This is a genomic window from Embleya sp. NPDC127516 (assembly GCF_044765325.1).
GTDB lineage: Bacteria > Actinomycetota > Actinomycetes > Streptomycetales > Streptomycetaceae > Embleya.
The window spans coordinates 54,604-75,658 of the sequence record NZ_JBIWJT010000036.1 but is presented as its reverse complement, the minus strand read 5'-3'; the positions used below and the strand labels follow the sequence as shown (position 1 = coordinate 75,658).

Here is a 21,055-nt window from a genome sequence, read left to right as displayed (position 1 = left end):
AGTGCGTCGGATCTCTACATCCGTAGTGGCGTGGCAGGCTGGCTCGCGTGACCACCGCGAAGCGCACCAGCCCCGACCGTTCGGACCGACTCGTCCTGATCGCCGACACCGCGATCCGCCTGCTCGTCGAGCGCGGCATGCGCGGACTGACCCATCGCGCCGTGGACGAGGGCGCCGGCCTGCCGCCCGGCTCCACGTCGTACTACGCCCGCACGCGTGCCGCGCTCCTGGAGGTGGCGTTGGCGCGGATGACCGTCCTGGAGGCGGGCAAGTTCGCGCCCGCGCTGACCGACGGCGAGCTGCCGGCCGCGCTGCCCGGCGATGTGGCGGGCATCGCCGACCTGGTCGCGGTGATCGTGGGCGACGCGATCCGGGACGGGCGGGAGCAGAAGATCGCCCGCTACGAACTGGCGCTGGAGGCGACCCGGCGGCCCGAGTTGCGCGGGGTGTACGACGAGGCGGGCGCCGCGTTCCGGGGTGCGGCGGTCGGTATGTTGGCCGCGCTCGGCTCGCCCGCGCCCGAGCGGCACGGCCGGTCCCTGGTCGCGTGGTGCGAAGGGGTGATGTTCGACTCGATCGTGGGCGCCGGGTGGGCGACGCCGCCGTCGCGGGACGATATCCGGGTCGGGGTCACCGAACTCCTGTCCGGAATGCTCGGCGATGCGGCCCTTCGGTCCACCGGTCGGTCCGCTGGAAAAGCCCCAACGAGTGACATGAGCGACTCACCGGATCGTTCGTGACCCCCTTGGTCAAAAGTCGTTTCATCCTGACTTAGTCTGTTCGCTTGTGAAGAACGAGCACGTGCGCCACAGGGGCGATAGGCACCACCGGGTAGGGGAGTCGCACTACCTTCCGGAGTCCGATCTCAAGGACAAGGGCCTGAACCGAAATTCCATCGGCCTGCTGGGGAGCGTGGTCGTCGCCATCTCCACGGTGGCGCCGGTGTACACCCTTACCGGCGCGCTCGGCCCCACGGTCAACAAGGTCGGCACACAGGCCCCGGCGATCTTCCTGGTCGGCTTCATCCCGATGTTGCTCGTCGCCTTCGCCTACCGCGAACTCAGCAAGGCCGTGCCGGACGCGGGCACCTCGTTCACCTGGACGGTCAAGGCGTTCGGCCCGAGGGTGGGCTGGCTGTGCGGCTGGGGCCTGGTGATGGCGACCGTCATCGTGCTGTCCAACCTGGCCGGCATCGGCACGTCGTTCTTCTACCTCGCGCTCGGCGAGGCGTTCAACAGCGACTGGGTCAAGGAGCTGGACGACAACAAGCTGGTGCACGTGCCCACGTGCCTGGTCTTCATCGCGATCGCGACCGCGATCAGCTATCGCGGGATGACCGTGACCAAGCGGGTCCAATACGTACTCGTGGCGCTGCAACTGGCGGTGCTCGCGCTGTTCGTCGTGATGGCGATCGCCAAGGCCACCGGCGGTGACGTGCCCACGTCGATCCCGTTCTCGTGGAGCTGGTTCAACCCGTTCGAGATCGACGGCGGCTTCACCGCGCTGACCGCGGGTCTGTCGTTGTCGATCTTCATGTACTGGGGTTGGGACACCGCCCTGAGCATCAACGAGGAGACCGCCGGCGGTCCCAAGGTCCCGGGGCGGGCCGCGATCATCTCGGTCCTGTTCATCGTGGTCGCCTACCTGATGACCGGCGTCGCCACCCTGATGTACGCGGGCACCGGAACCACCGGGCTGGGCCTGAACAACGACGAGGACGACAACATCTTCGCGAAGCTGGCCGACCCGGTGATGGGTTCGGGTCTGGGCATCCTGATGTTCGTCGCGGTGCTCGCCAGTTCGATCGCCAGCCTCCAGACCACCTTCATCCCGGTGGCCCGCACGCTGCTGTCGATGAGTGCGTACGAGGCGGTGCCCAAGGTGTTCTCGCGCGTGCATCCCACGTTCAAGACACCGGGCTTCGCGACCGTCTCGGCCGGCGTCGCGACCGGCGCGTTCTACACGATCATGACGATCCTGTCGGAGAACGTGCTCACCGACACGATCTACGCGCTCGGCCTGATGATCTGCTTCTACTACTCGCTGACCGCGTTCTCCTGCGTCTGGTACTTCCGCAAGGACCTCTCGCGCAGCCTGCACGAGGCGATGATCAAGGGCGTGATGCCGGCGCTGGGCGGCCTGATGCTGGGCGCGATCTTCATAAAGACCCTGGTCGACGTGGCCGACCCCAACTACGGCGACGGCAACCGCGTGGCCGGCGTCGGGAGTGTCTTCATCATCGGCGTCGGCCTGCTGGTCCTCGGCGCGGTGTTGATGGAGGTGCAGCGGTTCAGGAGCCCGGCGTTCTTCCGAGGAGAGATCCTCAAGCGGGACACGCCGGTACTGGTGCCGGACACGGACTGACGAACCCACCGCGCGCACGGCGGCCCCCGCGCACACGCCGGCCGGTTCGGGGACGGTCGGCGTGCGCGGGGAGGGGTGGCGGGTGCGCGCCGGGGTGGTCAGCGGTTCTGGATGGCGTCCATCGCGACCGCGACGCAGATCGCCAGGCGGCGGTCCATGGTCGAGTCCGGCAGCTTGACCAGGTACTGGTCGCGGAGCTTCATCTGGCGCTCGACGGTCAGGACGGCGTTGCCGGCCTCGTCGACGAAGTCGAAGTGGTAGGTCGGGGCGGGCAGCCACGCGCCGACCACGGGTATGAAGCCCCAGACGCGACGCAGGATCGCGCCGAAGAGGCTGCGCTCCTGGCCGACGGCCTTGGCGGCGTCCGGGCGTTCGAGGTTCCAGGTGGAGCGCAGGAGGGACTTCTTGAAGTCCTTGGAGAACATGCCGAGGTTGGTGCCCTCGACGCCGGTCACGTCGTGCTGGGCGCGCACGTCGAGCATCTGGCGTGCCTTGAAGCGGGCGAGTTCGGTGGTCTTGGTGTCATCCGTGTAGAGGATGACCTCTTCCTTGAGCTTGCCGCGCTTCTGCTGGGCGAACGCGATCACCGGTCCGTGTTGCCCGTCCGGACCGACCAGGTGAACCACGTACTGGTTCACGATCGGGCGGAAGTTCTGACGGATGATCAGCTGCGTTTCGTTCTGGAACGGCATGGTCATGACGTGCGGGATCCCCCAGGGATACGGAGCGTTGGAGACCCAGAGATTCGGGGCCTCGGGAGCGCACAACCTATCGGTGTTCCAACGACATCGGCAGCGAGATTTCCAGTGGAAACCTCTCGTTGCGCATTCGTGTTCAACGCGTTCGCCGAGGACGCCCCATTTCGTCGTTCGGACCTGCCGAACCGCACTTTGTGTAGTCGGGGTGCTACGCGAGCGGGGCTGCCGTGTGGGTGCTTTTTTGCGGCACGGTGAAAATGCTCATCGGTGGGGTGGTGCGTGCTCGACTTCGTGGATCCAACGAACCCAGAACACGCCGCCGTCGAGGGGCTGTACGCACACGGATCGCCCGGGTGGGAAATCGTCGAGCGCGATCACCGTGCCGGCGGGTTGTCCGAGGCGCTGGGTGGGATCGATGATCCGCACGTGATCGCCCAGCCGGATCGGGGGGCGAGGGTGTGGGCTCGGCGCGTCGTGGCGTTCGTCGCTCTTGACGATGCGGACGAGCTCCGCGCCCGGATCGGAACTCCCGGGCCCGGGCGCGGCGAAACGACGGCGGGGCGTGCCGCGCGGGTTCACGGCGCGATCCGGTGGCTTCGACGCGCCTCGTGCACCGGGACGGCGGCCGTTGCGTCGTTCCGCCCTCGAACGTCGGCGGATACACCCGGCAGCCGGACGGCCCGGCGCACGAGCACCGCCAGGTAGGCGGTTCGCTCCGCCGCGACGGTCGACTCGACTTCACGCGCTTCGTTGACGTCGTTCATCGGGTCTCGCCGGTGGCCTCTTCGTCCAGCACCACGAGGTTGGCGCAGTGGGTGCGGAACTCGGTCCCGCCCGGAAGACGCACAAACGCTTGCATGTGGATGACCGCCGCGAAGACGCCAATACGGCCCGAGAGTTCACAGCGGACGACGCTTTTGTTGTTCGCCTTCCAGAAACGGGTCACGTCATCCCTGGTCCAGTCGCAGGGCTCGGTGGGATATGCCTCGGCGGTCTTCCTGTCGATGGGCATGGATGCATCTCCGTTCGTCGCTTTCCGTGTTCAAAGCGTGACGCATTCTCATAGGCTTCGACAGGAGGGCGCTGTGGCCCACGAGCTGGACAACAAGGGGACTTGGCATGGTTGAGCGCGACGTCGAAGACGACTATTCGGCCCGAGAGGTCCTGGCGAACCAGCTCAGCCGTCTGCGGGAAGCCAGCGGGAAATCACTCGCCCAGCTCGCCGAGGACACCCGATACGACCGCTCCTACCTGCATCGCCTTGAAACAGGCGAACGTCTATCCGAGCGTCCTGTCATGAAGGCATTGGACGACGTCTACGAGACCAGGGGCTTGTTGGTGTGGTTGTGGAAACGAGCGCGGAAGGAGGCGGCCCGAGAGCGCTACCACGAGTTCATGTACTGGGAAGCGCAGGCCACGATCATGCACAAGTACATGCTTGCGGTGCCGGGCCTGTTGCAGACGGAGGCGTATGCGAGAACTGTCCTGTCGTCGCAACCGATGACCAATAAGGACGAACTGGAGGCGCAAGTCGCCGAGCGTATTGCCCGACAGGATCTGCTGTACCGGGATCCGCCGCCGAGCCTGCGGGTCATCCTGGACGAGGCTGCGATCAGGCGCCCGCTCGCGGACTCGAAGCTCTGGCAGGCGCAACTCGCGCGGATCGTCGAGGCGGCGCAAACTCCGCACACCGTCATTCAGTTGCTTCCATTCGCAGCGGGATCACACGACCTGATGGGTGGTTCCCTTTCGCTGCTTTGGATGTCGGACGGGACCGGGGTTGCCTACCTGGAAGGAAGCAAGTCGGGTGAACTCATCGAGGATCCGGGCGAGGTTGGGCTGCACCGCTTGTCCTACGATCGAGTACGGGACTCGGCGCTCTCCCCGGACGAGTCCGTGAGCTTCATCAAGCGGGTCATGGAGGAAGAAGCATCATGAACGAGACCCCCATCGCGAAGGCTGCGGCGTGGCGTAAGAGCACCTACAGCAATGGGGGCGATGCCAACTGCGTGGAGGTGGCAGTCGGCGTTTCGGGTGTTGTCCCGGTTCGAGACAGCAAAGACGTGCGTGTCGGTCACCTCTTGGTGCCCTCTGCCTCGTGGGCGGCCCTGACGGCTGCGCTCACCCGCTGATCAGGGCATAGAGCCGCCCTGGCGACTTGGCGGCTCCGCTACGAGATGAAGGTCGGCTGACCCATCGGGTTCACCCCGTGAGTGCGGCCAGCCGGAGGTCGACCACGAGGGTGTTGATCGCTTCGCGGTCGGGGCGGTCGGGGAGGACCGAGTCGATGGCGTCGAGGGTGGCCTTCTCGCGTTCGAAGCGTTGCGTGAACGCCTCGGGGTTCTCGGCGGCGAGCCGACCCGCAGCGAAGAGGTCTTCGCGGTGGGCGCTGACGTCGAGCAGCAACTCGCCCGTGCGGAGCACGTGTTGGGCCTGGAGCAGGAGTCGTAGGCAGTGCCGGCCGTGTTTGGCGGTGCGCTTGGCCGTGTCGGAGGAGAAGCCATCCTTGCCCGCCTCGTGCCGACCCAGCAGCCGCTTGGCCTGTTGGATGGCGTAGCCGCCGTAGGCCGACCGCACGTATTCGGTGGACAGGAACGCGCCGCGCAGGGACCGGAGTCGGCGGCCCGCCTCGGTCTCGACCCGGTACTCGGGGAGCCAGAGCAGCTCGGTCACCGTCGGGTTGCACTTGAGCGCCAGCCCGCAGTACTTGCCCAGTTCGTGCATCGTCACGTCGGGCTTCGTGGTCACCTTGGAGCCGCTCGTCACCGTGGCGCCGTTCAGCCCGAGGACCTCGCGCGAGTCGGCGATGTACACGCCGAGCAGGTCCTCGTCCGACTCCGCCGTGGCCAGCCCATAGGCGGTCGAGCCGACCACTCCCATCAGCAGTGTGCGCATCTCGCCGATCCTCGCTCCCATGATCCTGCGGCCGAGCCCGAAGTATCCGACATCCCGCGCACGATGCGAATCCCGTTTTCCCGCCCGCGCACCCATCGACGCCGTCAGGACCGCCGGGACAACGCGTGGCCCAGGGCGACGACCCAGACCAGCAGCAGCGGCAGGGACAGCAGGGCCAACTGCGCGAACGCGGTGTTCAGGAGCAGGTAGCCGAGGCCGGAGCCGACGATCGTGGCGGCGAGGGCATGGCCGGTGAGCGATTCCCAGCGGCGCAGCGGCACGACCCGGCGCGCGGCGACACCCACGCCCAACGCCAGCGCGGCGAGGGCGAACATCTTGACCCCGTCGATGCGCTGGACCAGCTCGAACAGCCCGCCCGCGAGTCCGGGATCGGCTGCGTCGGCCCGGCCGATGGCGACCAGTTCGAGCACCAGTTGCACGGCGGCGAGCACGGCCGAGGTCAGGCCCGCCCAACCCGCGAAGCGGGTGGCCCGGTCCCGGCCGCCGGCCGCCCGGCGCAGCAGCGCGACACCGAGTACGGCCAGCGCGCCGGCCGCGAGCCCGTGCACGAGGACGGATTGCGCGACGGCCCGGCTCGCGTCGTCGACGTACGCGGAGGTGATCTGGGCTGCCGAGTCGCCCAGCTCCGGCGTGGTGCCGGCCGCGACGGTGAGGCCGGCGACCCAGGCGGCGGCGTGGGTGACACCGGCGACGAGCGGTTGCCGGTTCCGTGCGCCGGGTGCGTGCGGCAGCGGCGTGGCCTGCTCGCCCGAGGCGGGCGTCGCGGTCATCGTGTCCGTCGTGTTCATGGTGATGGTCATGAGGTCGTCTCCCGAGATTCGATCGGCTAACGGCGTTAGCCGCTTGGGTTCATCATCCGGCTAACGATGTTAGCCGTCAAGCCATCCCGGTCACTTCGCTTCATCTCCGCTTGCCTGAATACCCCCGGGGGGTATAGCTTTCGGTTGTGGCCGCGACCGAGGCCACCGAACGGCCGGACCGGCCCGCTCGACCACACCACTCGATTCCGGGAGCCCGTCATGACCGTCCACGCCCACCACGCCGCAGCCCCCGCCACGCCCGAGGGCCTCCAGGTCTCCCGCGACGGCTACACGCTGGTCCCGGTCGCGGCGCCCGCCGGCACCTTCGCGTTCCGGATCGACGGCCCCGACGGAGCTCCGGTGCGCGAGTACCTACCGCAACACGACAAGGACCTGCACCTGATCGTGGTCCGCCGCGACCTGAGCGGCTTCCGGCACGTTCACCCGGTGCTGGGCGAGGACGGCGTCTGGACCCAGGAACTCACCCTCGACCGGGCCGGCACCTACCGCGTCTTCACCGATTTCGCCCCGGCCGCCACCGGCACCCCGCTCACCCTCGGCGTGGACATCCACGTCGCCGGCGACTTCCGGCCGGTGCCGCTGCCCGCGCCCGCGCCGACCGCCGAGGTGGACGGGTACACGGTGACCCTGGCCGGTGAGCCGGCCGCCGGGCAGGGCGCGCACATCACCCTCGCGGTGGCCCGGGACGGCCGCCCCGTCACCGACCTGGAGCCGTACCTCGCCGCGTTCGGGCACCTCGTGGTGCTGCGCGAGGGCGATCTGGCCTACCTGCACGTACACCCGGGCGGCGCACCGGGCGACGGGATCACCCCGGCAGGCCCGGAGATCGCCTTCCACACCGAGCTGCCCAGCGTCGGCACCTACCGGTTCTTCCTCGACTTCCAGCACGGCGGCGTGGTGCGGACCGCGGAATTCACCGTCGAGGCCGCGAGGCCGACCGCCGCGCCGACCGGCGAGCCCGCCGACGCGCACGCGGGCCACCACGGTCACCACGGCCACCACCACGGCTGACCCGGACCGCCGGACCGACCCGACCCCGACACCGACGCGATCCCGCCATCCCGGGCCCGCGTCGGTGTCGTGTTTTCCCGGGCAGGGGGTACCGGAGCGGTGATCCGCCACCCATCCCGCCGCCCCGGAGGACCCACATGGCCGACGCCCGACCGCGACCAGCCCCCGCCGTCACCCCATCGGCCCACTCCGCCCGCGCCGCCACTCCACACCCACCCGGAGCCCTTCCGCGCCGTCGATCGCCGTACCGCGCCGACCCTTCCGTAGCCAAGTGACCGGCCGTTAACATCCGGAAGCTGCCTTCGACATGCGTCGATATGCGTCGACGTGCTTCGTCAGGCGAGGAGGCGACGTCGTGCCCGTACTTCGTTCCCGGCTCGATCCCCGGTCGGACACCTACCGGGACAACCGCACGGCGCAGCTCGCCGCCCTCGCGGCGCTGCACGAACAGCTCGACCTGGCCCGCGCCGGCGGCGGCGAGCGCTACGTCGAACGGCACCTGGCGCGCGGGCGGCTGACCGCACGTCAGCGGATCGAGCTGCTGCTCGACCAGGACGCGCCCTTCCTGGAACTGTCCTCACTCGCCGCGTGGGGTACCGAGTTCACCGTCGGCGCGGGTCTGGTCACCGGCATCGGCCCGGTCTCCGGCGTGGAGTGCGTGCTGATCGCCAACGACCCGACGGTGCGCGGCGGTTCGCTCAACCCATACGCCCTGCGCAAGAACCTGCGTGCGCTGGAGATCGCCCGCCGCAACCGGCTGCCGGTGATCAGCCTGGTCGAGTCCGGCGGGGCCGATCTGCCCACCCAAGCCGAGTTGTTCGTCCCCGGTGGGCGGGTCTTCCACGACCTGACCGAGCTGTCCGCGCTGGGCATTCCCACCATCGCGCTGGTGTTCGGCAACTCGACGGCGGGCGGCGCGTACATCCCGGGGCTGTGCGATCACTCGGTGCTCGTGGCCGGGCAGGCCAAGGTGTTCCTGGGCGGTCCGCCGCTGGTGCGGATGGCCACCGGCGAGGAGGCCGACGACGAGGAGTTGGGCGGCGCCGCGATGCACGCGCGCGTGTCCGGGCTCGCCGATCACTACGCCGTCGACGAGTACGACTGCCTGCGGATCGGGCGGCGGATCGTGGCCGACCTGAACTGGCGCAAACGCGGACCCGGACCGACGAAGCCGGCGGACGAGCCGCTGTACGACATCGACGAGGTGCTCGGCCTGGTCTCGGCGGATCTGCGAGTCCCTTTCGATCCAAGGGAGTTGCTGGCCCGGGTCGTGGACGGCTCGCGGTTCGGCGAGTACAAGCCCGGCTACGGGACCAGCCTGGTCACCGGATGGGCGTCCGTGCACGGCTTCCCGGTCGGCGTACTGGCCAACGCGCGCGGCGTGTTGTTCGGCGAAGAGTCGAAGAAGGCCGCCGAGTTCATCCAGTTGGCGAACCGCTCGGACACCCCACTGCTGTTCCTCCAGAACACCACCGGCTACATGGTGGGCACCGCGTACGAGCAGGGCGGCATCGTCAAGGACGGCGCCAAGATGATCAACGCGGTGACCAACTCGACCGTGCCGCATCTGACCCTGAACATCGGCGCGTCCTTCGGCGCGGGCAACTACGGCATGTCCGGCCGCGCCTTCGACCCGCGGCTGCTGTTCGCGTGGCCGACCGCGAAGCTCGCGGTGATGGGCGCCGCGCAACTGGCCGGCGTGTTGTCCATCGTCGGCCGACAGGCCGCCGCCGCGCGCGGGATGCCCTTCGACGAGGACGTGGACGAACTGCGGCGCGGCGCGATCGAGGCGCAGATCGAGCGTGAGTCGCACGCCTTCTTCGTCACCGCGCGGCTCTACGACGACGGCGTGATCGACCCGCGCGACACCCGCACCGTGCTCGGCATCGCACTGTCGGCGGCCCACTCGGCACCGATCGCGGGCACCACGGGATACGGGGTCTTCCGGATGTGACCCGCCTCGCAACCGCCGCCGGCGGCAACACCGCGAGCGCCGCCCACACCCCAAGCACTCGACGCCAGGCACCCGAAACCGAAACCGACCCCACCCGGCACCGACCCGAACCGCACCGATTTGCAACCGGAATCAACCGGGAAACCCGCACCGACCCGGAAACCCGCACCCCGAGGGGATCGTATGCCGCTCATCCGCAGGCTGTTGATCGCCAACCGCGGCGAGATCGCGGTTCGCATCGCCCGCACCGCGCACACGATGGGCATCGACACCGTGGCCGTGTACGCCGACCCCGATGTCGACTCGCCGCACGTGGCGGCGGCCGACCAGGCCGTCCGGCTGCCGGGTGACGCGGCCGCGGACACCTATCTGCGCGGCGACCTGCTGGTCGAGGCGGCCCGCACCACCGGCGCCGACGCGATCCACCCGGGCTACGGGTTCCTGTCCGAGAACGCCGACTTCGCCCGGCAGGTCGAGGCCGCCGGGCTGGTGTTCGTCGGACCCGCCCCGGACACCATCGCCGCGATGGGCGACAAGCTCGCCGCGAAAAAACTGCTGGGCGCCGCCGGTGTGCCGGTCCTCCCGGGTGGCATCGTCCGCGACGACGCGAAGGCCGAAGCGCTCGACGCGCTCGCGGCCCGGATCGGCTTCCCGCTCCTGGTCAAGGCCGCCTTCGGCGGCGGCGGTCGAGGCATGCGCGCGGTGCGCGAACAGGCGGACCTCGCCCGGGCGGTGGCCGCCGCCCGGCGCGAGGCGGGCACCGCGTTCGGCGACGACACCGTCTTCCTGGAGCGCCTGGTCGAGCGACCGCGGCACGTCGAGGTACAGATCTTCGGGGACAGCCACGGAAACGTGCTCGCGCTCTTCGAACGGGACTGCTCGGTCCAGCGCCGGCACCAGAAACTGATCGAGGAGAGCCCCTCGCCCGCCGTCGACCGGGCGCTGCGCGAGCGACTGTGCGCGGCGGCCGTCGCCGCGGGTCGGGCGATCGGCTATGTCGGCGCGGGAACCGTCGAGTTCGTGCTCGACCCCGCCGGCGCCTTCCACCTCCTGGAGGTCAACACCCGACTCCAGGTCGAGCATCCGGTCACCGAACTGACCACCGGACTCGACCTGGTCCGGCTGCAACTCCTTGTCGCCCAGGGCCACGCCCTGCCCGACGCACCGGTCGCCGTCGGCCACGCGATCGAGGCCCGGCTGTACGCGGAGGACCCGGTACGCGACTACGCCCCCTCGGTCGGCATACTGCACCGCTTCGAAATCCCCGAGACGGACGGCATCCGGGTGGACGCCGGCGTGGTCACCGGCAGCCGGGTCGGTCCGCACTACGACGCGCTGCTGGCCAAGGTGATCGCGTACGCGCCGACCCGCGACGAGGCCTGCCGCAAGCTCGCCCACGCGCTTGCCCGGGCCCGGCTGCACGGCGTACGCACCAACCGGGACCTGCTCGTGGGCATCCTGCGCTCGCCGGAGTTCGCCGCCGGTGACGCGGACACCGGCTTCCTGACCCGGCATTCGGCCGCCGACCTGTGCGCCGCCGACCCGGCGGTGTCCGCGATCCACGCCGCCGCCGCGGCACTTGCCGGGCAGGCCGAGCGGCGCGCGGCGGCCCGCGTACTGACGGGCATCCCCAGCGGCTGGCGCAACGTCCGCAGCGCCGACCAGCAGGTGACCTACTCGCACGACACGGACGGCCCTACGACCGTCACCTACCGCCTCCCGGACCATCTCGCCATCGACGGAAAGCCCCTGCCCGGACTGGTCGTTCACGCCGCGCACGCGGATCGGGTGGACCTGGGCGCGGACGGCGTGCGGCGCACGATCGCGGTGCACCGGGTCGGCGACACGATCTACCTGGACAGCCCGCTCGGCGCGAGCGAGTTGATCGAACTGCCCCGCCTGCCCGAACCCGCCGAGTCCGAGGCCGAACCCGCCGGCTCGCTGCTGGCCGTGATGCCCGGCACCGTGGTGCGGGTCGCGGTCGCCGAGGGCGAGCACGTGGTGGCCGGACAACTCGTGCTGGCGGTGGAGGCGATGAAGATGGAGCACGAGGTGACCGCGCCACACGGGGGCGTGGTGACCCACCTGCCGGTCGGCCCCGGAGAACCGGTGGACGCCGGCGCGGTGTTGGCCGTGGTGACCGCCCCGGTGGAGGCGGCCGGATGAGCGGGACGCGACGACGAGAGGACCCTGCGGGTGACGAGCGTGCCGCCCGCCGCCCGGTGCGGATCGCGAACTGCTCCGGTTTCTACGGCGATCGGCTCGCCGCCGCCCGCGAGATGGTCGAGGACGGCCCGATCGACGTGCTCACCGGCGACTATCTCGCCGAGCTGACCATGTCCATCCTGTGGAAGGCCCGGGCCAAGGATCCCGCCGCCGGCTACGCGCGCACCTTCGTGACCCAGCTGGAACAGGTCATGGGCACCTGCCTGGACCGGGGCATCCGGATCGTTTCGAACGCCGGCGGCCTCAACCCGGCCGGCCTCGCCGAGCGGCTGCGGGCGAGCGCGGAACGCCTGGGCCTGGCCCCACGGATCGCCTACGTCACCGGCGACGACGTGCTGGACCGGATCGACGCCGGCCCGCGCGCGGTGACCGCCAACGCCTACCTCGGCGGCTGGGGCATCGCCGAAGCGCTCGCCGAGGGCGCGGACATCGTGATCTGTCCGCGGGTGACCGACGCGTCGCTGGTGGTCGGCCCGGCCGCGTGGTGGCACGGCTGGCGGCGCACGGACCACGATCGGCTCGCCGGCGCGATCGTCGCCGGCCATGTGATCGAGTGCGGTCCGCAGGCCACGGGTGGCAACTACCCCTTCCTCGGTGACCTGCCGCGCCTGCAACGCCCCGGCCGCACCGCCGACTTCGCGCTGGACACCCGTCGCCCCGGCTTCCCGATCGCCGAGGTCGCCGCGGACGGATCCTCGGTGATCACCAAGCACCGCGGCACCGGCGGCCTGGTCTCGATCGGCACGGTCACCGCGCAACTCCTGTACGAGATCGCCGGACCCGCCTACGCCAACCCGGACGCCGTGGCCCGCTTCGACACCATCACGCTGGGCCGAGCCGGCGCGGACCGGGTCCGGATCCGCGGCGTACGCGGCCTGCCGCCGCCGCCCACCCTCAAGGTCGCCGTCAACGAGCTCGGCGGCTACCGCAACACCATGACCATGGTGCTGACCGGCCTGGACATCGAGGCCAAGGCCGCGCACGCCGAACGCATGTTGTTCGACACGCTCGGCGGCCGGGATCGATTCGCCGAGGTAGACGTGCGGCTGATCCGCTACGACCGACCCGACGCACCGACCAACGAGCAGGCCACCGCGCATCTGCGGGTCACCGTCAAGGACCCCGACCCCACCAAGGTCGGCCGGGCCTTCTCCGGCGCGGTCGTCGAACTCGCGCTGGCCGGCTACCCGGGCTTCCACACCACCACGCCACCCACCGCCGAGACCGCGTACGGCGTCTTCCGCGCCGCGTGGATCCCGGCGACCGAGGTCGAGCACACCGTGGTGCTGCCCGACGGCACAGCCAAGGTGATCGCCCCGCCCGAACACACCGCACCGCTGCCCGATCCCATGCCCGCCCCCGAACCCGCGGCCCGCGACGGGGGACCGACCCGCCGGGTCCCGCTCGGACTGGTCTGTGGCGCGCGTTCCGGCGACAAGGGCGGCGACGCCAACCTCGGCCTGTGGGCCCGCGACGACGTGGGATTCCGCTGGCTGCGCGGACACCTGACGGTGGATCGACTGCGCGAACTGCTCCCCGAGGCTGCCGAATTGCCGATCCGGCGGTACGTGCTGGAGAACCTGCGCGCGGTCAACTTCGTGATCGCCGGCCTGCTCGGCGAGGGCGTCGCGGCCTCCACCCGCCCGGACCCGCAGGCCAAGGGCCTGGCCGAGTACATCCGGTCCCGGCACACCGACATTCCCACGACGCTGCTGGACGGGTGAGCCATGCGATTCGACGAGAGCGACGAACACCGGGCCCTGCGCGCGGCGGTGGGGGCGATCACCGACGGATTCGGCCCCGGCTACTTCGCCGAGCACAGCCGCGACCGCCGGCCCACCACCGAACTGTGGCGGGCCCTCGGCGAACACGGCTACATCGGCGTCAACATCCCGCAGGAGTATGGCGGCGGGGGCGGCGGCCTGGTCGAGCTGGCGATCGTATGCGAGGAGGTCGCCGCACACGGCTGCCCCCTGCTGCTGCTCCTGGTCTCCGGCGCGATCGCGGGCGAGGTGCTCACCCGGTTCGGCACCGCCGAGCAGAAGGGCACCTGGCTGCCCCTCCTGGCGTCGGGCAGGGGCAAGATCGTGTTCGCGATCACCGAGCCCGACGCGGGCTCCAACACCCACCGCCTGGCCACCACCGCGACCCGGGACGGCGAGGGCTGGTTGTTGCGCGGCACCAAGCAGTTCATCTCCGGCGTCGACGAGGCCGACGCGATCCTGGTGGTCGCCCGAACCGGCACCGACCCCGGCTCCGGGCGCGGCCGGCTCTCGCTGTTCCTGGTGGACGCGAACCACCCGCGCCTGACCGCGAACCCGCTGGCGATCGAAGGCGCGGCGCCGGAGCGGCAGTTCACGCTGTTCTTCGACGACGTACCGGTGTCCGCCGACCGCCTGATCGGTACCGAGGGCGACGGGCTGCGCCAGGTGTTCCACGGCCTGAACCCGGAGCGGGTGACCGGCGCGGCACTGGGCGTGGGCATCGCCCGCCACGCGCTCGCCCGAGCCGCCGAGTACGCCCGTACCCGCGAGGTGTGGGGCGCCCCCATCGGCACCCACCAGGCCATCGCGCACCCGCTCGCCGAGGCCGCGATCGAGGTCGAGCTGGCCGCGCTGATGACGGCCCGGGCGGCCTGGCTGCACGACGCGGGCGAGCACATGGTCAAGGCCGCGGGAGAGGCCGCGAACATGGCCAAGTACGCCGCCGCCGAGGCCGCCGTGCACGCGGTCGACGCCGCCATCCAGACCCACGGCGGCAACGGCATGAGCCGCGACTACGGACTGGTCCCGCTGTGGGGTATCGCCCGCACGCTGCGGATCGCCCCGGTCAGCCGGGAGATGATCCTCAATCATGTGGCGCAGCACACACTCGGATTGCCGCGTTCGTACTGACCACGCTCGACCATGGCCCGACCACGTCCGGGGCGCGCCCGGAGGGCGGAGGAGCCGGCGGGCTCGCGTGCGACTTGTGAATGACGCGGCCATGGACTCTGGATCGACGCGCGCACGCGCCGCCGGGCACAGGATGGACGGGCAGGCTGCTCCGCTCCCGGCGCGACTGTGTGGGGTGCGGGCCGGGATCGGAGCTATCGGTCGGGCCCGGCGAAGAAGGCAGTGGGAGCGTGGATCAAGAGTTGGCGGGACGCCCCTTCTGGGACGTGGACATCACGAGCATCTGGTTCGTCATAGGCATGGCGGTCGTCACCGCCGGCACCGCGTTCGCCACCGTCTGGTTCTGGAACCGCCCCACCCTCCAGCGCACCCGCCGCATCTGCACCCTGCTGTTCACCCAGCTCATGGTGACCTTCACCATCCTGGCCGCGGTCAACGCGCAGATGTACTTCTACTCGACCCTGTCCGACCTGATGCACATCGCCGACGGACCGTCCGTGCCGGACGTGCCGGTGGCCACCGTGAAGGTCAAGCACCTCGACCCCAAGCCGGCCGTCCCGTTCTCCGACGACGGCGGCAAGGGCCTGCCGTTCATGGTCACCAAGCCCCCGCTGACCGACCAGCCCAGGGCCCCGCACCCCCGGCGCAAGGGCGCCGACCCCAAGCACGGCGTGCTGGTCAACACGAGCATCCAGGGCCCACGTACCGGCTACCGGCTGGACACCTTCGTCTACCTGCCCGCCGCCTACTTCGCGCCGGAGAACACCCGCGCCCGCTTTCCGGTGATCCAGCTCACCTCCGGCTTCCCCGGCACGCCCGACACCTGGCTGCGCCGGATGAAGGTGCACCAAATGCTCGCCGGCCTGATGGAATCGGGCCGGATGCCGCCGACCATCGTGGTGATCGCGGCCCAGAACCCGATCGCGGGCCGGGACAGCGAATGCGTGGACGCCCCGGGCGGCTCCCGCACGGACACCTACCTCGGCCAGGACGTGCCGGACGCCATCACGGCCAACTTCCGGACCGCGCCCGCGCCGGCGCACTGGGGTCTGCTCGGCTACTCCACCGGCGGTTTCTGCTCCGCGAACCTGATCCTGCGCCACCCCGACCGCTACGCGGCGGCGGCCAGCCTCTCCGGCTACTTCAAGGCGATCACCGACATGACCACCGGCGACCTGTATCGCGGCGACGAAGGGCTGCGCCGGGCCAACAGCCCGCTGTACACCATCGAGGACGCGCGCAGGCCGCCGGTGCGGATGTACCTGTTCGCGGCCAAGGGTGAGGGCAAAACGGCCCGGGAAGCACGCGACTTCGCCCGCAGGTTCCGGCCGACGGACACCGTGAAGGTGCGGATCGAGCCGTCCGGCGGGCACAACTTCGGCACCTGGGCCAAGGGTCTGCCGGCCGCGTTCGAGTGGCTGGGGCGCGAACTGGCGCCGCCGGCGGGGGATCGGCCCGGCGGCGAGGTACGCGGACCGGCCTTCGCGGGTGGGCGACCGCTGCACTGAGCGGGCTTCGAGAGCGCTCGGAGCCGCCCCGGGAGGGCCCGGGGACCCGCTTGAACGCGCATGGACCGGGCACGTGCGTCGCGGACCCGCTCGGCGCGGACGCGGGCGGTGTCTTCAATACGGCTGGGTACGGTGCGAGACTTCTGCGGCGCCATCCGAACGGAAGCTCAGGAGCCCGCGCCCCGCTCGGGAGCGGGACCGTCGCACCGAGACGAGGATCGCCCATGCATCCCGGTGTCATCGCCGCCGCGCACCCCGACCGCCCCGCCGTGATCATGGCCGACACCGGCCGTGTCGTCACCTACGCCGAACTGGACGCGGAATCCAACCGCTTCGCACACCTGCTGTACGACGCCGGGCTGCGTCCCGGCGACCACATCGCCATCGCGCTGGAGAACCACCCGCTCTACCTCGCGCTCACCTGGGCCGCGCAGCGCTCCGGGTTGATCTACACGCCGATCGGCGTTCGGCTGCACCCGGACGAGCTGGTGTACGTGGTGGACAACTGCGGGGCCCGGGTGTTCGTCTCCTCGGCCGCGCAGGCCGAACTCGCGAGTGCCGTCCTCGGGCGCGCGCCCCGGGTGGAGCGGCTGCTGATGCTGGACGGCGCGGCGCCGGGTTTCGAGCCGTACGAAGTCGCGGTCCGACCGTACCCGAGCACGCCGATCGCGACCGAGGTCGAGGGCGCGGACATGTTGTACTCCTCCGGCACCACCGGTCGCCCCAAGGGCGTGTTGCCCACCCGCGAGGACCACCCGGCGGGCACCGGACCGGCCCTGACGCTGTTTCACCTGATCGGCGCGCTGTACGGGATGAACACCTCGGGCGAGGGCGGCGACGTCTACCTGTGTCCCGCGCCGCTCTACCACGCGGCCCCGTTGCGCTATTGCATGCAGTTTCTGCGGGGCGGGCACACCGTGGTGGTCCTGGAGCGCTTCGACCCCGAGGCCGCGCTCGCCGCGATCGAGCGGTACCGGGTGACGCACAGCCAGTGGGTGCCGACCATGTTCGTCCGGATGCTCAAACTGCCGGTCGAGGTGCGCGAGCGGTACGACCTGTCGTCGCTGCGCTACGCGGTGCACGCGGCGGCGCCGTGTCCGCCCGAGGTCAAGGAACGCATGATGGCCTGGTGGGGGCCGGTGGTGTACGAGTACTACGCCGGTACCGAGGGCAACGGCTACGTCGGCTGCACCCCGGAGGAATGGCTCGCGCACCCGGGCACGGTGGGGCGGGCGATCCTGGGCACCCCGCACATCTGCGACGAGGAGGGCCGCGAACTGCCGGTAGGCGAGCACGGCATCGTCTATTTCGCCGACGGGCCGCGGTTCTCGTACCACCGCGACCCGGCCAAGACCGAGGCCGGCCGCGATCCCGGCGGCCGGGGCTGGACCACGCTGGGCGACATCGGCCGGCTGGACGCGGACGGCTACCTGTATCTGACGGATCGTCAAGCACACATGATCATCAGTGGTGGGGTGAACGTGTACCCGCAGGAGGTGGAGAACCTGCTCGCACTGCATCCCGCGATCGCCGACGTCGCGGTGTTCGGCATTCCGCACGAGGACCTGGGCGAGCAGGTCAAGGCGGTTGTGCAACCGGCCGAAAGCGCGTTGGTGGGACCTGAGTTGGCCGACGAGCTGATCGCCTACTGCCGCGCACGGCTGGCCCACCACAAGTGTCCTCGGTCGGTGGACTTCCGCGCCGAACTGCCTCGGCACGCGACCGGGAAGCTGTACAAGCGCCTGCTGGTCGAGGAGTACCGCGCGGCCGCGGTGGGTTCGTCCTGAGCACGGCCAATTGCCTTGACGCGCGGCATGATCACCTTGGTACGGTCCGCGCGTGTTCACCCTCACCGAACCCCCGATCTTCGGCCGTCTCCGGGACGCCCGCTCCGTGTTGATCGCCGGTGCGGGCGGCGGCTTCGACGTGTTCGCCGGCCTGCCGCTCGGTCTGGCGCTGACCGAGCAGGGCAAACGGGTGCACTACGCGAACCTGTCGTTCGTGACGGTGGATCGACTCCCCTCCCGCGACCGGCTGTTGCCGGGACTGGCGGCGGTACGGCCGGACACGCCGGGCAACGACGACTACTTCCCGGAGCGGGCACTGGCGATGTGGCTTGCGCGCAACGGACTTCCGGAGACGGTGTACGCGTTCGGGAAGACCGGGGTCGAGCCGTTGCGGGCCGCCTACCGCCGGTTGGTCAAGGACCTGGACGTGGACGCGATCGTGCTCGTGGACGGCGGTACCGACATCCTGATGCGCGGCGACGAGGCGTCGTTGGGCACTCCGGAGGAGGACATGACCAGCCTCGCCGCGGTGGCCGGCGTACGGGTGCCGACCCGGCTGGTCGTCTCGCTCGGCTTCGGCATCGACTCCTACCACGGCATCTGCCACGCCCAGGTGTTGGAGAACCTGGCCGCGCTCACCCGCTCGGGGCACTACCTCGGCGCGCTGTCGATCCCGCGCGAATCGCGTGAGGGGGCGCTGTATCTGGACGCGGTGGCATACGCGAATCGGCTCACCCCGCGGCGATCGAGCATCGTGCACGGATCGGTCGGCGCGGCGTTGCAGGGGCGGTTCGGCGACGCGCATTTCACCGAACGCACTGGCAACAGCGAGCTGTTCATCAATCCGTTGATGAGTGTGTACTTCACTGTCGACCTGGCCGGGCTGGCCGAACGCTCGTTGTACCTGTCGCTGTTGGAGGGCAGCGTGACGATCTGGGACGTCGCGCGCCGGATCGACGAGTTCCGCGACGGGTTGGCGACCACTCGGCCGAGGCAGACGATCCCGCACTGACGTGCGGGGGCGCCGGCCCGGGACGGTGTTCGGGACGCGAGGCGGTCGTGCCGCGGCATGGCGGGGCCGGTGACCGGGCGTCAGGTTTCGCGCAGTGGGCGGTAGTCCTGCGGGCTCAGGCCGAACGTCCAGGCCACGCCCTCGCGGGCGGTCTCGGTGTCCGGCGGTACGCGCAGCCAATAGGTGCGGATGGTGCCGTCCGGTTCGGGGGTGGAGTTGAGCACCTCGACCATCACGATCGGCTCGTCGTCGTCGAGTTCGATCTCCCACAACACGCCGGTCTCGTCCCGGTCCAGCGGTTGCGCGCCGACCTCGCGCAGGTAGCGGGCGTAGCCGTAGATCTCCAGCATCACCCGGCGCAGCTCGGCGTTGTCCTCGTTGTGGATCGCGCGTACGGTCAGCCGGCTGCCGCCGGGGCCGAGCCCGCCGACGAAGTCGGCCGGGACGGGCATCCCGCGCCACGCGTGCAGCGCGAAGCCGTCGGCGTAGCTCAGTGCGGGGCCGTCGCCGTTGTGCAGCCGCGACTGGTCGTCGCGGTGCATCGTGGTGGGCCGCTCGCTGACGAGCACGACCCGCTCGTACGGCCACCACCAGCCGATGTGCCGGGCCACCTCGCCGAGTTCGGCCAGGAGCGGGAACTCGAACTCGGGGAAGCGCTCCTTGAGTCCGTCGAAGACCGCGAGCCAGGCCGCGTCGTGCTGACCGCCCAGGGCACTGTGCGTGGTCGCGCGGACCTTGTCCGCGACGTCCCAGCGGCCTCGCGAGGCGGGGGTGCGCACGGACGGGTCCCACGCGCCGACGCCGGAGTGCACGGCCTCACGGATCCGTTCGGTGAGCTGCCGGGTGGGCTCCCACAGCCGATCGGCGCCCTCGGCCCAGGCGAGATCCCAGCCGGTTGCGCCGAGCGCCGCGGTGGCCTCGGCCTTGGCGGCCGTCCAGGGGCCGCTCCAGAGCCGTTCCTGCACGGGGCGGCCCGGACGGCCGGGCACCTTCACCGACAGCCGGGTGGCGGCGAGGTCGGCGGGCTTGCAACTGCCGGCCGCCACGGCGGCGGCCACCGCCGCCGCGAGGGGCGAGTCGTACCAGACCACCCGCTCCGGCTCGGGCATGCCGGCAGCCCGGTACACGGCCTTGATGGCCGCCTCGGCGGCGGGTCGGTCGGCGGGACCGGTGGCGGCGGCCACGTGCGCCCAGTCGGTGACGGCCTCCGCCAACGCGAGCCGATCCGCGAGGTCGAGCACGGCGAAGTGGCGGGGGACGGTCGCGTGGTGGGCGGTCGCGGTCGGCCCCGGTCGGCGGGTGGCGGCGGGCCGCGGGGTCTCGGGCCCGGTCGGCCCGGGCTCGTCGGCCGTGTGGGTCGGGGCGTGATGCGGGGCGCGCCTGGCGCGGAGGGCGGCCCGTGCCGCCTGGTCGGCTTCGGAGATCGCCGCTGGGGCGGGAGCCTGGGCGTCGGCTGCCGCAGGAGCCGGGGGAGCGGCCGGCGTCGCCCCTTCGGCCGCCCGGGCCGCCCGTGCTACGCGGTCACGGTGCGCGGCCCAGGACGCGGCGGCCGGGTTGGCGGGCGGAGCGGGTGGAGCCGGCGGGGGCGGGACGACCGCCTTGCGCGGCAGCGCGATCCCGGGCAACTTGCGGGGCGGCGTGGCCATCGTGTCTCCCGTGACTTGCGGTTGCGTCTTGGTCGGCTTGGGACGATCGCGCCCACCGGCTCCGCCCGAAGCATCCGAAGGCGGAGCCTACGGTTCTACCGGCAACGCCGTGCCCGCCTCCACCCGGCCGGCTCGATGGCAGTCGGGGAGCGGCTCCCGGCGTTCGGCGGTGATCCACCGGAACACTTCGGCGGGTGCGTTTCGGCGCGCGGTGGGTG

18 protein-coding genes are annotated in these 21,055 nt (G+C 70.8%); 12 read left to right on the top strand and 6 right to left on the bottom strand.

All coding sequences use genetic code 11. The features are described from left to right. Positions 1-47: 47 nt before the first annotated feature. Together ACIRL2_RS42965 and ACIRL2_RS42960 are read left to right on the top strand one after the other, a co-directional pair. On the top strand, positions 48-740 hold the full coding sequence (locus ACIRL2_RS42965) for a TetR/AcrR family transcriptional regulator (protein WP_395868999.1): 693 nt from the start codon (positions 48-50) through the stop codon (positions 738-740). Positions 741-801: 61 nt separating this feature from the next. Next, on the top strand, positions 802-2,364 hold the full coding sequence (locus ACIRL2_RS42960) for an APC family permease (RefSeq protein WP_402239928.1): 1,563 nt from the start codon (positions 802-804) through the stop codon (positions 2,362-2,364). A 98-nt stretch (positions 2,365-2,462) separates the two neighbouring features. On the opposite strand, the gene ACIRL2_RS42955 is transcribed toward ACIRL2_RS42960, so the two are convergent. The 3 genes from ACIRL2_RS42955 to ACIRL2_RS42945 form a co-directional block, all read right to left on the bottom strand. Continuing rightward, positions 2,463-3,062: a hypothetical protein gene (locus ACIRL2_RS42955; RefSeq protein ID WP_395868997.1), complete on the bottom strand. Its 600-nt coding sequence runs from the start codon at positions 3,060-3,062 to the stop codon at positions 2,463-2,465. 575 nt (positions 3,063-3,637) lie between these two features. Then, a complete protein-coding gene (locus ACIRL2_RS42950; RefSeq protein ID WP_395868995.1) occupies positions 3,638-3,826 on the bottom strand; it encodes a hypothetical protein in 189 nt (62 codons plus the stop codon). Then, positions 3,823-4,074: a hypothetical protein gene (locus ACIRL2_RS42945; protein WP_395868993.1), complete on the bottom strand. Its 252-nt coding sequence runs from the start codon at positions 4,072-4,074 to the stop codon at positions 3,823-3,825. Before ACIRL2_RS42945 ends, ACIRL2_RS42950 begins: the two co-directional genes overlap by 4 nt. Positions 4,075-4,181: 107 nt before the next feature. On the opposite strand from ACIRL2_RS42945, the gene ACIRL2_RS42940 reads away from it, so the two are divergent. Both ACIRL2_RS42940 and ACIRL2_RS42935 read left to right on the top strand, forming a co-directional pair. Then, on the top strand, positions 4,182-5,000 hold the full coding sequence (locus tag ACIRL2_RS42940) for a helix-turn-helix domain-containing protein (protein ID WP_395868991.1): 819 nt from the start codon (positions 4,182-4,184) through the stop codon (positions 4,998-5,000). Next, the gene (locus ACIRL2_RS42935) at positions 4,997-5,194 is read left to right on the top strand and encodes a DUF397 domain-containing protein (RefSeq protein WP_395868989.1); all 198 of its coding nucleotides are present in this window, start codon (positions 4,997-4,999) and stop codon (positions 5,192-5,194) included. Before ACIRL2_RS42940 ends, ACIRL2_RS42935 begins: the two co-directional genes overlap by 4 nt. 70 nt (positions 5,195-5,264) lie before the next feature. Here ACIRL2_RS42935 and ACIRL2_RS42930 read toward each other — a convergent pair whose 3' ends face one another. Both ACIRL2_RS42930 and ACIRL2_RS42925 read right to left on the bottom strand, forming a co-directional pair. Continuing rightward, positions 5,265-5,957 carry a DNA polymerase beta superfamily protein gene (locus tag ACIRL2_RS42930; protein ID WP_395868987.1) on the bottom strand — a complete coding sequence of 231 codons (693 nt, stop codon included), beginning with the start codon at positions 5,955-5,957 and terminating at the stop codon, positions 5,265-5,267. A 104-nt stretch (positions 5,958-6,061) separates the two neighbouring features. Then, positions 6,062-6,778, bottom strand: coding sequence for a hypothetical protein (locus ACIRL2_RS42925; protein WP_395868985.1), 717 nt, complete (start codon positions 6,776-6,778; stop codon positions 6,062-6,064). A gap of 219 nt (positions 6,779-6,997) precedes the next feature. Here ACIRL2_RS42925 and ACIRL2_RS42920 point away from each other — a divergent pair, with 219 nt between their 5' ends. The 8 genes from ACIRL2_RS42920 (at position 6,998) to ACIRL2_RS42885 (ending at position 19,191) form a co-directional block, all read left to right on the top strand. After that, a complete protein-coding gene (locus ACIRL2_RS42920) occupies positions 6,998-7,810 on the top strand; it encodes a hypothetical protein (protein ID WP_395868983.1) in 813 nt (270 codons plus the stop codon). A 355-nt stretch (positions 7,811-8,165) separates the two neighbouring features. Then, positions 8,166-9,764, top strand: coding sequence for an acyl-CoA carboxylase subunit beta (locus tag ACIRL2_RS42915; protein ID WP_395868981.1), 1,599 nt, complete (start codon positions 8,166-8,168; stop codon positions 9,762-9,764). A 183-nt stretch (positions 9,765-9,947) separates the two neighbouring features. Next, positions 9,948-11,930: an acetyl/propionyl/methylcrotonyl-CoA carboxylase subunit alpha gene (locus tag ACIRL2_RS42910; protein ID WP_402239921.1), complete on the top strand. Its 1,983-nt coding sequence runs from the start codon at positions 9,948-9,950 to the stop codon at positions 11,928-11,930. Then, the gene (locus ACIRL2_RS42905) at positions 11,927-13,714 is read left to right on the top strand and encodes an acyclic terpene utilization AtuA family protein (protein ID WP_402239920.1); all 1,788 of its coding nucleotides are present in this window, start codon (positions 11,927-11,929) and stop codon (positions 13,712-13,714) included. The genes ACIRL2_RS42910 and ACIRL2_RS42905 overlap by 4 nt, the downstream gene beginning before the upstream one ends. 3 nt (positions 13,715-13,717) lie before the next feature. Beyond that, the gene (locus tag ACIRL2_RS42900; protein ID WP_402239917.1) at positions 13,718-14,884 is read left to right on the top strand and encodes an acyl-CoA dehydrogenase family protein; all 1,167 of its coding nucleotides are present in this window, start codon (positions 13,718-13,720) and stop codon (positions 14,882-14,884) included. 230 nt (positions 14,885-15,114) lie between these two features. After that, the gene (locus ACIRL2_RS42895) at positions 15,115-16,392 is read left to right on the top strand and encodes an alpha/beta hydrolase (RefSeq protein WP_402239915.1); all 1,278 of its coding nucleotides are present in this window, start codon (positions 15,115-15,117) and stop codon (positions 16,390-16,392) included. Between the two features lie 224 nt (positions 16,393-16,616). Then, positions 16,617-18,179: an AMP-binding protein gene (locus tag ACIRL2_RS42890; protein ID WP_402239913.1), complete on the top strand. Its 1,563-nt coding sequence runs from the start codon at positions 16,617-16,619 to the stop codon at positions 18,177-18,179. A 52-nt stretch (positions 18,180-18,231) separates the two neighbouring features. After that, positions 18,232-19,191 (top strand): DUF1152 domain-containing protein, encoded by a 960-nt coding sequence (locus ACIRL2_RS42885; RefSeq protein WP_402239910.1) that lies wholly within the window; start codon positions 18,232-18,234, stop codon positions 19,189-19,191. An 80-nt stretch (positions 19,192-19,271) separates the two neighbouring features. On the opposite strand, the gene ACIRL2_RS42880 is transcribed toward ACIRL2_RS42885, so the two are convergent. Further along, on the bottom strand, positions 19,272-20,837 hold the full coding sequence (locus tag ACIRL2_RS42880; RefSeq protein ID WP_402239909.1) for a DUF6745 domain-containing protein: 1,566 nt from the start codon (positions 20,835-20,837) through the stop codon (positions 19,272-19,274). Between the last annotated feature and the right edge of the window lie 218 nt (positions 20,838-21,055).

Excerpts from the sequence above, each read along its gene's own strand:
- ACIRL2_RS42955 (WP_395868997.1), bottom strand. The coding sequence starts at position 3,062 with ATGACCATGCCGTTCCAGAACGAAACGCAGCTGATCATCCGTCAGAAC.
- ACIRL2_RS42950 (WP_395868995.1), bottom strand. The coding sequence starts at position 3,826 with ATGAACGACGTCAACGAAGCGCGTGAAGTCGAGTCGACCGTCGCGGCG.
- ACIRL2_RS42945 (WP_395868993.1), bottom strand. The coding sequence starts at position 4,074 with ATGCCCATCGACAGGAAGACCGCCGAGGCATATCCCACCGAGCCCTGC.
- ACIRL2_RS42940 (WP_395868991.1), top strand. The coding sequence starts at position 4,182 with ATGGTTGAGCGCGACGTCGAAGACGACTATTCGGCCCGAGAGGTCCTG.
- ACIRL2_RS42935 (WP_395868989.1), top strand. The coding sequence starts at position 4,997 with ATGAACGAGACCCCCATCGCGAAGGCTGCGGCGTGGCGTAAGAGCACC.
- ACIRL2_RS42930 (WP_395868987.1), bottom strand. The coding sequence starts at position 5,957 with ATGCGCACACTGCTGATGGGAGTGGTCGGCTCGACCGCCTATGGGCTG.
- ACIRL2_RS42925 (WP_395868985.1), bottom strand. The coding sequence starts at position 6,778 with ATGACCATCACCATGAACACGACGGACACGATGACCGCGACGCCCGCC.
- ACIRL2_RS42920 (WP_395868983.1), top strand. The coding sequence starts at position 6,998 with ATGACCGTCCACGCCCACCACGCCGCAGCCCCCGCCACGCCCGAGGGC.
- ACIRL2_RS42910 (WP_402239921.1), top strand. The coding sequence starts at position 9,948 with ATGCCGCTCATCCGCAGGCTGTTGATCGCCAACCGCGGCGAGATCGCG.
- ACIRL2_RS42905 (WP_402239920.1), top strand. The coding sequence starts at position 11,927 with ATGAGCGGGACGCGACGACGAGAGGACCCTGCGGGTGACGAGCGTGCC.
- ACIRL2_RS42900 (WP_402239917.1), top strand. The coding sequence starts at position 13,718 with ATGCGATTCGACGAGAGCGACGAACACCGGGCCCTGCGCGCGGCGGTG.
- ACIRL2_RS42890 (WP_402239913.1), top strand. The coding sequence starts at position 16,617 with ATGCATCCCGGTGTCATCGCCGCCGCGCACCCCGACCGCCCCGCCGTG.
- ACIRL2_RS42880 (WP_402239909.1), bottom strand. The coding sequence starts at position 20,837 with ATGGCCACGCCGCCCCGCAAGTTGCCCGGGATCGCGCTGCCGCGCAAG.